We start from the raw sequence: 12,891 nt of genomic DNA, 5'->3' as shown, positions 1-12,891 counted from the left end.
AAGAATGGTGGTTGTCGGATGAAGGGAAGGATTGAAAGCGGTTTCGGAGTGAAGGCGGCAGCGATGCTTGCAGTGATGGTGCTGCTGTCCAGCTGTTCGGGGAAGCAGGATCAACCTGTTGTAAAGCCGGCAGAGGAGCAGGGCTCGAAAAAATTGAAGGTCGCCTATTTTAACCAGCAGGAGTTTAATCTGGTCTACGGGAATGCGCTCAAAAAGCTGCTGCCGGATTACGAATTCGAAGTGATCCCCTCGGTCAAAATCGAAAACAAATTCAGCGTGCCGGTCGATCCCGATGAGCTGATGAAACAAAAACCGGATTTGATCTTTGGACTCGCCTCGGTGCAACAATTGAGCAAAAGCGGCAAGGTAATGGAGCTGACACCGCTCCTCAAACAGGACAATTACGATCTGAACCAGTTAACGAGCGCGGCCGTCGAGCAATCGAGGGCCATCGGAGGGGGGCGGCTGACGAACCTTTCGCCTACGTTTAATGCCACGGGGCTTTATTATAACAAGGACATGTTCGACCGGCTCGGAATCCCTTACCCGACAAACCGGATGACCTGGCCAAGTTTGCTCGAGCTGGCCAAAAAAGCGGCGCGAACCGAAAACGGGAAACAGCTTTACGGCATTTATACGAACTATTTGCCGTTCTCCATCGTCCAGTCATATGCGAAGGGAGTCGGCACGGATTATTTGAGTGCGGATAAAAGAAAAGCGATGTACGCCTCGGACGCGTATGTGTCCGCTATATCGGTTGGGGTTGACGCATTCAAATCGAACGCGGTGTACTTGCCGCCCGAGAAGCAGGTACCGGCGACAAATAAAAAGGAAAGCCTGCTCCAAAACAAATTTATTGCCGGAGAAGCGGCGATGTCCATCTATAATACCGGACTAATAGAAATGATGAATGACGCCGTAGCCCAAGGGATCGCTCCGATCAAGTGGGACGTCGTGACCGGACCTGTCAAAGCGGACAAGCCGAACGAGCCGTTATTCGGCATTGTTGTAAACGATCCGGTTAAACGATCCGGTCGCCATCGCTATGGACTCGCCGAACAAAACGGCCGCATGGACCTTTGTGAAGACGCTAATGGGACGCGAAATGGCGGTTGAGCTGGACAAGCTGAAGTCGCGCAAGCTGTCGACGCGCAGCGATTCCGTTCTGATGGTTGAAGGTCGCAAGCTGGAAGCTTTTTATATGCTTGGAAGCACACTTGATACTGAGAGTGTATGGCCGCAGCTCTTATCGCAGAAAGTGATCGAGATGACGAGCGAAGAGCTGCTAAACGTTATATATGACCGGAAGCGGGCGGCAGACGGACTTGCCGCGCTGGAGAAACGAGTGCAGCAGGCGATCGACGACGAGTTCGCGGCGAAAAAATGACGGCGCCGAGCCCCTCTTTCTTGTCAAACACCGGACGCTATACTATAATTAGCATGATAATTTCGGTACATAAAAGCGCTAAAGCTTTTAGAACGTTCCGAAGGCGATGTTCGCTTGATCGAAAAGGCTTCGCATGCGATGCTTTTCTTCCTATAAGCGTACGGTATCGGATCAGGATGAGAGGGGACTAGGGCAATGAGATATTTGACAGCAGGAGAAACACACGGACCGCAGCTAACGGCGATCGTGGAAGGGTTGCCGAGCAATTTGCCGCTTACCGGCGAACCGATTAACGAGCAACTGGCTAGACGTCAAAAAGGACACGGGCGCGGCAAACGGATGCAGATCGAGAAAGATACGGCGCAGCTCGTCGGAGGCGTCCGCCACGGCAAAACGACCGGAGCTCCGGTTGCGCTGGTCGTAGAAAATAAAGATTGGAAAGCATGGACGACCGTCATGAGCATCGAAGACGTGGAAGAGGGCAGCGAGGGCAAACGCCGCGTCAACCGTCCGCGCCCGGGACATGCCGATCTGAACGGCGGGCTGAAATATAATCAGAAAGATTTGCGCAACATTTTGGAGCGCTCAAGCGCCCGGGAAACGACGGTGCGCGTAGCTGTAGGCGCGATCGCACGCCAGTTTTTGGCGCAGTTCGGCATTAAGGTAGCCGGACAAGTCATCCGGATCGGCGAGATCGAAGTGAACCGCCAGGAGCTGGCGATCGACGAATTGATCCGCATCACCGAGGAATCCCCGGTGCGCGTCGTCGACAAAAACGCTGAAGCGCTCATGATCGCCGCGATCGATCAGGCGAAGGCGGAAGGCGACACGCTCGGCGGTATCGTCGAAGTCATCGTCGAGGGCGTGCCTGTCGGACTGGGCAGTCATGTGCAGTGGGACCGCAAGCTGGACGGACGCATCGCTCAGGCTGTCGTTTCGATTCAAGCGTTCAAGGGCGTCGAATTCGGCATCGGCTTCGAGGCAGCCGAGCGTAGAGGCTCGAAGGTGCATGACGAAATTTTGTACACCGAGGAAAACGGGTTCCGTCGCGGCTCGAACCGCGCTGGCGGCTTCGAGGGCGGGATGACGACCGGCGAGCCGATCGTCGTTCGCGGCGTCATGAAGCCGATCTCTACACTGTACAAGCCGCTTGCCAGCGTCGACATCGATACGAAACAGCCGTTCTCGGCGCAGGTCGAGCGTTCTGATACGTGCGCGGTGCCGGCAGCCGGCGTTATTATGGAAAGCGTCATTGCCTGGGAAGTGGCGAAGGCGTTCATGGAGAAGTTCGGCGGCGACTCGATGGAGGAAATTCGCGCCAACTATGAGAGTTACCTCGCTCAAGTTGGGCGGTATTAATATGAAAAAGCTGACTGTGGATCTCGGAGAACGCTCCTACCCGATCTATGTCGGGGAAGGCCTGCTGAACGACTTGGCCGACACGCTCGGCAAGCACCAGATCGGCACGAAGTCGCCTCATCTGATCGTTACTGACGAGAATGTGGCGGAGCATTATTTGGAACGCGTCCAGTCCCTGCTCGAAGCGGGCGGTTACCGGATCGCTACGGCGGTTGTGGCCGCAGGAGAAAAGTCCAAGTCGCTGGCCGTGCTCGAGGAAGTAATCACGGTAGCGCTGGAGGCCGGGCTGGACCGCAATTCCGCGGTGATCGCTCTCGGCGGGGGCGTTGTCGGGGACTTGGCCGGCTTCGTCGCAGCCAGCTATATGCGCGGCGTCCGGTTCGTACAGATCCCGACGACCATTTTGGCGCATGACAGCAGCGTCGGCGGCAAAGTCGCGGTGAACCACAGGCTCGCCAAAAACGTAATCGGGGCATTCCATCAGCCGGAGTTCGTCTTGTACGATATCGCCACGCTGAAGTCGCTCCCGGAGCGAGACGCGCGCGCAGGCTTGTCCGAGCTCGTCAAGGAAGGGTTTATCCTCGACCGCGAGTTCGTGTACTGGTGCGACACCAATGCGGAGCGGCTGCTGACGCTGGACTCGGAAGCGCTGCAGCACGCTTTGTATATCGGCTGCGGCGTCAAGGCGAAGGTCGTGTCCGAGGACGAGAAGGAAGGCGGACTTCGCGCCATCTTAAACCTCGGCCATACGATCGGCCATGCCCTTGAAGCTGTAGCCGGCTACGGCGAGCTGCTTCACGGCGAAGCGATCGCGATCGGCATGGTCGGCGCGGCCCGATTGTCCGCGAAGCTTGGCAATCCGGAGACGATTGCGGCGGAAACGGAGCGGATTTTACGCAAATTCGGCCTGCCCGTGCGTATTCCGGCGCATATGGATACGGACGCGATCATGAGCGCGATGATGCACGACAAGAAGTTTTCGGAAGGCAACATGGTGTTTATTATACCCAAAGCTATCGGAGACGTTGAGATTAACAAAAATGTCTCGTCCGTTTGGGTCAAGGAAGTCGTCGAGGGATTGAAAAGGGAGGACTAAGTCGACATGTATGTACGGGGAGTACGCGGGGCTATCACGGTGGAACGCAACGAGGAAGCGGAAATTCTATATGCGACGGCCGAGCTGCTGGGGCAGATCGTGGCCGAAAACGCCATCAAGCCGGAGGATATCGCAAGTGTTCTCGTGACGGTAACGCAGGACTTGAATGCGGCTTTTCCGGCCAAGGTCATACGTGAAATGCAGGGCTGGGAGCTGGTCCCGCTTATGTGCGCGCTGGAAATTCCAGTTCCGGGCGGCCTGGAAAAGTGCATCCGGCTTATGGTCACGGTGAATACCGACAAATCCCAGAAGGAGATTCGTCACGTTTACTTGAACAATGCGATCAAGCTGCGTCCGGATTTGTCCAAAGCGGCGAATTAAGTTTTTGCCCGAAAAGGATTGACCGGAGTCCGGTCTTGCGGTATAGTGAACAAAAGCAATGGTTTAGCTGAGTTGAGGAGTTAGAGTTTTGAGAGCGAGTCGAGCAGAGTCGAGGTAAGGGTAAGACGGCGTTGCCATCAGTTGGCCGGCGCTTCGAGATCAGATCAGCGAATGGCAAGGTGCGAGATGGACGGGTTCCGTCTATCGTTTGTTACCTTACATGGAGAAGAGCTTGATATGGATGTGCCGGATAAGCGAGCCGCGTTTATCGGACGATCCTCTCTTTCGTTGCATTCTGAAACAGCCCTATTCTACGAAACTATCGATTTCAACAAACCTCTACCTTCAGGTAGAGGTTTTTTTGCATCTATACCGGCCGTAGCCGCAGAGGAGAGAAGACGATGTATACTCCCGAGTTGAAAGAAGTAATTCGTCTCGCAGACGATTATAATTTGATTCCGGTTGTCCGTCATTTGATGGCCGACACCGAGACGCCGATTCGCGTGTTTCAGCATTTTTACGAGGACGATCGGGCTTTCTTGCTGGAAAGCGTAGAGGGCGGCGTAAAATGGGCGCGGTATTCGTTTATCGGTACGGACCCGTTCCTGATGGTGAAGGGCAAACACGGCGTCATGGAAGTCGAGCTGAACGGCGTTCGCCGCGTCGTGGACGAGAAGCCGCTCGAGATGCTGAAAGGGCTGCTGCGGACGTATTCCAGCCCGAAGCTGCCGGACTTCCCTCCGTTCAGCGGCGGCGCCATCGGATTTTTCGGCTACGATCTGCTGCAATATTACGAGAAGCTCCCGGCGCACCGGCACGACGATTTGACAATGAACGATATCGAGTTCATGTTCTGCGACCAGGTCATCGTATTCGACCATTTCAAACAGCAGATTAAAGTGATCGGCAACGTGCACATTGAGAAACATGCGACCGACGCGCAAATTGCCGAAGCGTACAAACGGACTTGCGCCAAGATCGATGCGACGATCGATAGACTTCAGCAGCCCGTGCCGCAGCCGACGAAGCAAAATGCGATACCTGCCGATATCGATCTAGGCGAGATTCACTCGAATCTCACGAAGGAGCAGTATATAGGCAATGTGGAGAAAGCGAAGGAGTACATCCGTGCCGGAGACATTTTCCAGGTCGTGCTGTCCCAGCGCTTCCATATCGAGACGGAAATCGATCCGCTGTACGTATACCGCGTGCTGCGCACGATGAACCCTTCGCCTTACATGTATTATTTGAAAATGGACGACGAGGTTATCGTGGGAACGTCCCCGGAAGCGCTCGTAAAGGTAAACGGCGATCGCGTCGAGACGCGGCCAATCGCGGGCACCCGGCCGAGAGGGAAGACGCCGGAGCACGATATCGCGCTGGAGAAGGAGCTGCTCGCCGACGAGAAGGAGCGGGCGGAGCATCTGATGCTCGTCGATCTGGGACGGAACGATATCGGCCGCGTATCCGAGTTCGGCTCGGTCAAGTGCGACATGTTCATGGAGATCGAGCGGTACTCGCACGTCATGCACATTGTCTCGAACGTGTCCGGCAAGCTGCGGGAAGATAAAAACTTTTTCGATGCGTTCATTTCCTGCCTGCCGGCGGGAACGGTCTCGGGCGCACCGAAGCTGCGGGCGATGGAAATTATCGCCGATCTTGAGAGCGAAGCGCGAGGGGCGTACGCGGGCGCGATCGGTTATCTCGGCTTTTCGGGCAATATGGACACCTGCATTACGATCCGGACGCTAATTTTCAAAAACGGAAAAGCCTATATGCAAGCCGGGGCCGGGATCGTATGGGACTCCGTACCGGAGATGGAATATAACGAAACCGTCAATAAAGCGATGGGGATGCTCAAGGCGGTACGGATGGCCGAAGCGATATTCGGCGAGTCGGAGAAAGCGGCTGTCGTAACGAATCAGGACTATTATTGACAGGGAGGGGAAGGAAGATGACAACCGGAAAAACGATCCAGCAAGCAATCTCGAAGGTAGTCGGGGGCGCTCATCTGACCCGAGACGAGGCGAAGGCGGCGATGAACGTCATCATGGACGGTGAAGCCTCGCAATCGCAGATCGGAAGCTTGCTGACAGCGCTTCGGATGAAAGGAGAAACGGCCGACGAGATCGGCGGTTTCGCGGAAACGATGCGCAGCAAGGCGAATGCGGTTCGCTCGGAGCAGTCCGATCTGCTCGATACGTGCGGCACGGGCGGCGACGGGGCGGATACGTTCAACATCTCGACGGCATCGGCAATCGTGGCGGCCGCGGGAGGCATCCGCGTAGCGAAACACGGCAACCGGGCGATGTCCAGCAAAAGCGGAAGCGCAGACGTGCTGGAGGCGCTCGGCGTGAACATCGGCCTGAACGCGGAAGAGGCGGCCCGCTGTCTGGACCGCATCGGCATCTGCTTCATGTTCGCGCAGGCGCATCATCCGTCGATGAAACATGCGGCCGTACCGCGCCGGGAGATCGGCATCCGCACCGTCTTTAATCTGCTCGGTCCGCTTACGAATCCGGCCGGGGCCGACCGGCAGCTGCTCGGCATTTTCGACCGCAACCGGACGGAGCTGATCGCCGAGGTGCTGCACACGCTTGGCATCAAGCGCGGACTCGTTGTCGCCAGCTATGACGGGCTGGACGAAATCAGCATTTCGTCGGCGACGAAGGTGACAGAAGTGAAGGACGGCGCCATTCGTACGTTTGATATTAGCCCGGACGATCTCGGACTTCGCGCTTATCCGATGAGCGACGTCGTCGGCGGCGATGCCGCGCGCAACGCGGAAATTATTCGCGACGTGTTCGGAGGCGCTCCGGGCGCTTGCCGCGACATCATACTGGCTAACGCGGGAGCGTGCTTCTACGTGACCGGACGTTGCTCCACTTTGCAGGAAGGTGTAAAATTAGCGGGTGCGGTCATCGACTCCGGGAAAGCGACGGAGAAGCTGGGGCAGCTAGTCCAAGTAACGGGAGAACAAACACATGTTTCTTGATAAAATTGTAGCTACCAAAAAAATCGAGGTCGAGCGTCTCAAATCGGCGTTGTCGATAGCAGACGCCGAGCGTCGTATCGCATCGATGCCGGCTTGCCTGGGCTTCGAGAAAGCGCTCATCGGTCGGAATCGAAGCATGGGACTAATCGCCGAGGTCAAGAAGGCATCGCCATCGAAGGGGCTCATTCGCGCCGACTTCGATCCGGTATCGATCGCCCGTTCCTACGAAGCGGCAGGTGCGGATTGCCTGTCCGTGCTGACCGACGTGGACTATTTCCAGGGTTCGAACGACTATTTGCAGGCGGTGCGGGAAGCGGTCGACGTGCCGATCTTGCGCAAAGATTTCACGATAGACGAGACGCAAATTTATGAGGCAAGGCTGATCGGCGCGGATGCGATTTTGCTGATCGCGGCTATCTTGACGACGGAGCAGATGCGCGACTATTTGGCGCTTGCCCGCAAGCTTGGACTCGACGTGCTGGTGGAAGTGCACGACCGCGAAGAGCTGGAGCGCGTTCTGACGCTCGACGCCACCCTGATCGGCATCAATAACCGCAACCTGCGGACGTTCGTCACCGATTTGAAGACAACGGAAGAGCTGATTCGCGATATACCGGCCGGCAAAACGATCGTCAGCGAAAGCGGCATTTCTGAGTCCGGCGAGATAACCTACCTGCAATCGATCGGCGCGAATGCAGTGCTCGTCGGCGAGCATTTCATGCGCAAGCCGGTTATCGAGGATGCCGTTCTGGAGCTGATGGTACAAGCGGCGGCCCGGGAGGCCAAGTAAATGACGACGGTCAAAATATGCGGGTTGAAAGATAGAAACACGCTCGCTTCCGTCCTGGAATTGCCGGTCGACCATATCGGCTTCTTATTCGCCAAAAGCAAGCGGCAGGTGACTCCGGGGGAAGCGGGAGAGCTTGTCCGTCTAGTGAAGGAACGCCGTGCAAGCGGACAGCCTGTGCCGCTCACCGTCGGCGTGTTCGTGAATCCGTCCATGGAGCAGCTGGAGGAGACGCTTCGGATCGCTCCGCTCGATATCGTGCAGCTTCATGGAGCGGAGTCGGCCGACTTTTGCCAGCTCGTGCGAGAGCGGTTTGGCGTACGTGTGTATCGGGTGTTTTCGGCTCCCGAAGCGGCCGCTTCCGCGGACGGCCTCGAACGTGCGCAGGCGATCACCGATTCGCTCGCTTCTTATGCGGGCAGCATCGACGGTCTGCTGCTCGATACGGCCGGGGGCGGCACGGGGCGGAAGTTCGACTGGAGTCTGATCCCGGCATATGCCGCTTGGGCCAGATCGGCTGGGCTACCTCTGCTCGTCGCCGGCGGACTGTCGGCGGATAATGTGGAGAAGCTAATTGCCGAGTATTCGCCTGACGGGGTAGATGTGTCCAGCGGCGTCGAAACGGATGGAATTAAAGATATTACGAAAATACAAGCTTTCGTCGAAAGGGTGAAACTTCATGAGCCGCATGCCAGTGCCTGACGAGCAGGGACGTTTCGGTGCCTTCGGGGGCCGTTACGTACCGGAAACGTTAATGAACGCTTTAATCGAGCTGGAGGAAGCGTATCGCAAATATTCGCAAGACCCGGAATTTATGAAGGACGTACAGAAGCTTCTGAACGAATATGCAGGGCGGCCGTCCCGGCTGTATTATGCTGAACGGCTGACCGAGCATTTGGGCGGAGCGAAGATTTATTTGAAGCGGGAAGACTTGAACCATACCGGAGCCCACAAAATCAACAATACGATCGGGCAGGCGGTGCTCGCCAAACGGATGGGCAAGAAAAAAGTGATCGCCGAAACCGGCGCCGGGCAGCACGGGGTTGCCTCGGCCACGATCGCGGCTCTGCTCGGTCTGGAATGTAAAGTGTTCATGGGCGAGGAAGATACGAAGCGGCAGCAGCTCAACGTATTCCGGATGAATCTGCTCGGCGCGGAAGTCGTGCCGGTTACCTCCGGTACGAGAACGCTGAAGGACGCCTGTAACGAAACACTCCGTTACTGGGTCAGCAACGTGCACGACACATTCTACATTCTTGGCTCGGTGACGGGACCTCACCCGTATCCGATGATGGTACGGGACTTCCAGCGCATTATCGGCGACGAGACTCGCGCTCAAATCGTGGAGAAGGAAGGCAGATTGCCGGATACCGTCATCGCCTGCGTAGGCGGAGGCAGCAACGCCATGGGCATGTTTTACCCGTTTGTCGGGGACGAATCGGTGCGTCTGATCGGCGTGGAAGCGGCGGGGCGCGGCGTCGATACGGAAGAGCATGCGGCTACGATGACAAAAGGAAGCCCGGGCGTATTCCAGGGCTCGCTCAGCTACGTGCTGCAGGATGAATTCGGTCAGGTACTGCCGGCGCATTCGATATCGGCCGGGCTCGACTATCCCGGTATCGGACCGGAGCACGCTTATTTGAAGGACAGCGGCCGCGCCGAATATGTGCCGGTTACGGACAAGGAAGCGCTGGACGCGCTCCAGCTGCTCAGTCGGACCGAGGGCATTATCGCCGCGCTGGAAAGCTCCCACGCGATCGCGCATACGCTCAAGGTAGCTCCGACGATGGGCAAGGATCAAGTTATCGTCGTCAGCCTCTCGGGCCGCGGCGACAAAGATGTGGAGTCGATTATGGGTTATTTGGGAGGTGGCGCACAGTGAATCGCATAGACGAGAAGTTTGCGGAGCTGAAGCGCCAGGGCCGTACGGCGCTTATCCCCTATATTACGATGGGCGACCCGAGCCCGGAAGTTTCGCTTTCCTTGCTCCGGGAGCTGGAGCTGGCGGGAGCGGATATCGTCGAGCTGGGCGTTCCGTACTCGGACCCGCTTGCAGACGGTCCGGTCATCCAGCGAGCGTCGGAACGCGCGCTTAAGCATCGGATTACGATCCTTGATTGCATCCGGATTGCCAAGCAGGCGCGCGAGCATAACGTCAATTTGCCGTTTATTCTGTTTACGTATTACAATCCGGTGCTGCAGCTAGGACTGGAACGGTTTTTCGAGCTGCTCGTGGAGCATGACATCAGCGGTATCATTATCCCGGATTTGCCGTTCGAGGAGAACGGCCCGGTCAAGGCCTTATCCGATCGCTATAACATTCATCTGATTCCGCTCGTTGCCCCGACTTCCGACGACCGTATCGCCAAAATAACCGCTACGGCTTCGGGTTTCATATACTGCGTATCGTCGCTCGGCGTTACAGGCGTTCGTTCCGACTTCTTCTCGGGAATCGACGACTTCCTTGCCTCGGTACGCCGTTCGACCGATCTGCCGATCGCGATCGGCTTCGGCATCTCGTCGAGCGAGCAGTTCGTTCATTTCTCGCAAACCTGCGACGGCGTTGTGATCGGCAGCGCGATCGTCCGCAAAATCGAAGAGGCGACGCCGCTTCTACTGTCCGAGTCGTCGCGTTCCGACGGTCTGGTGCAAGTTCGCGAATTCGTCAGACAGCTGCGGGGATAACCGCATACGTGCAGCCTTGCAAAAAGCCTTAACCGGTTATCCGGTTAAGGCTTTTTGTTTTTTAACGTTAAAGTTTAAGTTCGGTAAAGCGTTAAAATGTGGCAGGCCCAAGTATGGTGAGAAAACGTTGTTATAGAGATTTTGGGACGGAATACCTTCCTAAGCCATGCCCTGGAAGTTTTTCCTTCATGCCAGGATTGGAGCTGGTGAGGGGCGAGCGGGGAAGCGGAAGTGAAAGTTCCGCTATAGCTGGCGGGGTTGCGCGGGTCGGATGATAACGGAAGCAAAAGTTCCGTTAAAGCAGCCAAAAGCTCGAGTGGAGCCGGGTTATGGAGCCATAAAGGAAGTGGGACTTCCTTTATGTAGGTGTGGGAGGTTCACGAAACGGCAATAACGGAACTGACAGTTCCGCTGAGACAGCGGGAGCGGAAGCGGGAGTTCCGCTATGGCTGACGGAACGCCGCGGATCGGGCGATGAGGAAGAAAAACTGCCGCTTAACTTCTTTGTCGAAAAAGTTGAAATGTCTCGTTGACGGCGTTTTCATCACCGAGCTATAATAAAAACAAATCAGGATCAAACCTGAAAATGATTTAAAGCAGTAAACAGGATTGATTTCATCTATTTTCCAAATCAGGGTTGAGTCAGATTGTGAGCGACCGAACCGACCTTGTACAAAGGAGCTGTTGTCAATGAATGAGAGCAAGAGCAAGGGGAAGACGGACATCGCGGCAGACAGCGAGCTGCCATCGATCAGCAGAAGAAATGTTCTCCGCACGCTTGGCATTGGCGGAGTGGTGCTGGCCGGCAGCGCGTTCGCATCGAAAATGGCGATGGCGGCCAGTGAGCCTTCGGCCGAAGCTCTGGATGGCAAAAAAGTAATTCAAGTCGCAAACGTAGCGGCTCTGTCTACCTTACCTCCGGGAAAGCTGAAAGACGGTCAGCACATCCTTGTAAGCGGATTCAAAACAAGCGGCGACGGAGGCGGCAAGCTTGTCCGCTGGGCAGCGAACAGCACGAAGCCTCATAACGGCGGAACGGTGCATAGTCTGGACGGGACGAACGGCTCAAGCGGCCGGTTTGAGACGGTACATAGCGGTGTAGCGGACTTCCGCTGGTTCGGCGTGTTCGGTCCGGGACAGGAGCCGGACGCTGCGCTGGACGCGATGGTGAACGACGAGACGATTCACCGGATCGAAGCGCATAGCGACCTCAATTTCAAGAAGCGCCACGTGTATCATCGCAGCAACATCGAGGTCGACTTTCTGTATCATACGGTGACGACGGAAGGGATCGAACTGAATACGATCGACAATCCGTTCGGGGCGGTGTTGTTTTTCCAAGGAACGCAAACGGGTGTGACGCAAACGGTGACGTTGGCGTCGAACGTGGAAGAGTATGCGGACATTTACGAGGTGGCGGATTCGTCGGTATTCGAGGTCGGCAGCTGGTGGCATGCGCAGGTGAAGAACAATTCCGGAGGCAGCGCGCAGCGCGAGCTGGACTACCTGGTGAAAGTGACGGAAGTGTTCGATGCGACGCGAGTGCGGCTGAACTACAAATCCGGCTGGCAGCTGGCGGCGGGACGGCAAATCACATACAAAAAAATCAATCCGGCGATCGGCTGTGTCGTGAAAAATATGAACTTCGTCGGTGTCCCGGTACCGCCGAACGGAACGAGCCAGCGTCCGACGCCGGACTGGGATATGCTCGGCTCGAACCCGGTGGCGTACGAATACGCTGTGGAATGCGACGCGATCGGGATCAAGGCGACGAAAGTATTTTGGCCGGTTGTCATGCGGCGGTACAACTCGCACTATGTGACGGAGCGGTGCCAGCTGATGAATCCGGAGGAGCGCGACTGGGGCGGAACGGGTTATTTGACGCAGCAGATCAACGTGTTGTACGGGCATATCAAGGACTGCAACACGAGCAACGCGCGCCACTTGAACGACTTTACGTGCGCGGCGTACTGCCTGGTCGAGAACTGCCACGGAGACGGAGACGAGTACGGTCCGTTCGTGACGCACGGGCAGTTCGAGCACGACCTGACGTACATTAACAACTCGGGGATGTTGTCGTTTGCGAACAGCGGCACGACATGGGGCGACAGCGCGAAGCGGGTGACGGTGAAGAAGCATATCGCGTCGCGGATCATCGCGAACAAGCGGCTGACGGACCTGACGCTGGAAGACTGCCATGC

Annotated in this window: 12 protein-coding genes; all 12 read left to right on the top strand. The window is 56.6% G+C overall.

All coding sequences use genetic code 11. The annotated features are described in order from the left end of the window. Nucleotides 1-18: 18 nt before the first annotated feature. The gene (locus D7M11_RS11275) at nt 19-1,116 is read left to right on the top strand and encodes an ABC transporter substrate-binding protein (RefSeq protein ID WP_120747319.1); all 1,098 of its coding nucleotides are present in this window, start codon (nt 19-21) and stop codon (nt 1,114-1,116) included. Further along, a complete protein-coding gene (locus tag D7M11_RS11270; RefSeq protein WP_120747318.1) occupies nt 1,094-1,387 on the top strand; it encodes a hypothetical protein in 294 nt (97 codons plus the stop codon). The genes D7M11_RS11275 and D7M11_RS11270 overlap by 23 nt, the downstream gene beginning before the upstream one ends. A gap of 195 nt (nt 1,388-1,582) precedes the next feature. Further along, nucleotides 1,583-2,746, top strand: coding sequence for a chorismate synthase (gene aroC / locus D7M11_RS11265; protein ID WP_120747317.1), 1,164 nt, complete (start codon nt 1,583-1,585; stop codon nt 2,744-2,746). A 1-nt stretch (nt 2,747) separates the two neighbouring features. Beyond that, a complete protein-coding gene (gene aroB, locus D7M11_RS11260; protein WP_120747316.1) occupies nt 2,748-3,842 on the top strand; it encodes a 3-dehydroquinate synthase in 1,095 nt (364 codons plus the stop codon). Nucleotides 3,843-3,848: 6 nt separating this feature from the next. Continuing rightward, nucleotides 3,849-4,223 carry a chorismate mutase gene (gene aroH / locus D7M11_RS11255; protein ID WP_120747315.1) on the top strand — a complete coding sequence of 125 codons (375 nt, stop codon included), beginning with the start codon at nt 3,849-3,851 and terminating at the stop codon, nt 4,221-4,223. Nucleotides 4,224-4,624: 401 nt separating this feature from the next. After that, nucleotides 4,625-6,160 (top strand): anthranilate synthase component I, encoded by a 1,536-nt coding sequence (gene trpE / locus D7M11_RS11250; protein ID WP_120747314.1) that lies wholly within the window; start codon nt 4,625-4,627, stop codon nt 6,158-6,160. 17 nt (nt 6,161-6,177) lie between these two features. After that, nucleotides 6,178-7,218 (top strand): anthranilate phosphoribosyltransferase, encoded by a 1,041-nt coding sequence (gene trpD / locus D7M11_RS11245; protein ID WP_120747313.1) that lies wholly within the window; start codon nt 6,178-6,180, stop codon nt 7,216-7,218. Next, on the top strand, nt 7,208-8,008 hold the full coding sequence (gene trpC / locus D7M11_RS11240) for an indole-3-glycerol phosphate synthase TrpC (protein WP_120747312.1): 801 nt from the start codon (nt 7,208-7,210) through the stop codon (nt 8,006-8,008). Before trpD ends, trpC begins: the two co-directional genes overlap by 11 nt. After that, the gene (locus tag D7M11_RS11235; protein WP_120747311.1) at nt 8,009-8,707 is read left to right on the top strand and encodes a phosphoribosylanthranilate isomerase; all 699 of its coding nucleotides are present in this window, start codon (nt 8,009-8,011) and stop codon (nt 8,705-8,707) included. Further along, nucleotides 8,685-9,887 (top strand): tryptophan synthase subunit beta, encoded by a 1,203-nt coding sequence (gene trpB, locus D7M11_RS11230; RefSeq protein WP_120747310.1) that lies wholly within the window; start codon nt 8,685-8,687, stop codon nt 9,885-9,887. The genes D7M11_RS11235 and trpB overlap by 23 nt, the downstream gene beginning before the upstream one ends. Continuing rightward, nucleotides 9,884-10,690, top strand: a complete 807-nt coding sequence (gene trpA, locus D7M11_RS11225; RefSeq protein ID WP_120747309.1) for a tryptophan synthase subunit alpha — start codon at nt 9,884-9,886, stop codon at nt 10,688-10,690. The genes trpB and trpA overlap by 4 nt, the downstream gene beginning before the upstream one ends. A gap of 690 nt (nt 10,691-11,380) precedes the next feature. Further along, nucleotides 11,381-12,891: hypothetical protein (locus D7M11_RS11220; RefSeq protein ID WP_205127047.1), on the top strand; the 1,511-nt coding region annotated here is incomplete at its 3' end.

The organism is Paenibacillus ginsengarvi (assembly GCF_003626695.1).
In the GTDB taxonomy this organism is placed as follows: domain Bacteria; phylum Bacillota; class Bacilli; order Paenibacillales; family NBRC-103111; genus Paenibacillus_AB; species Paenibacillus_AB ginsengarvi.
The sequence above is the reverse complement of the archived record's forward strand: the minus strand, read 5'-3'. Positions and strand labels throughout refer to the sequence as shown.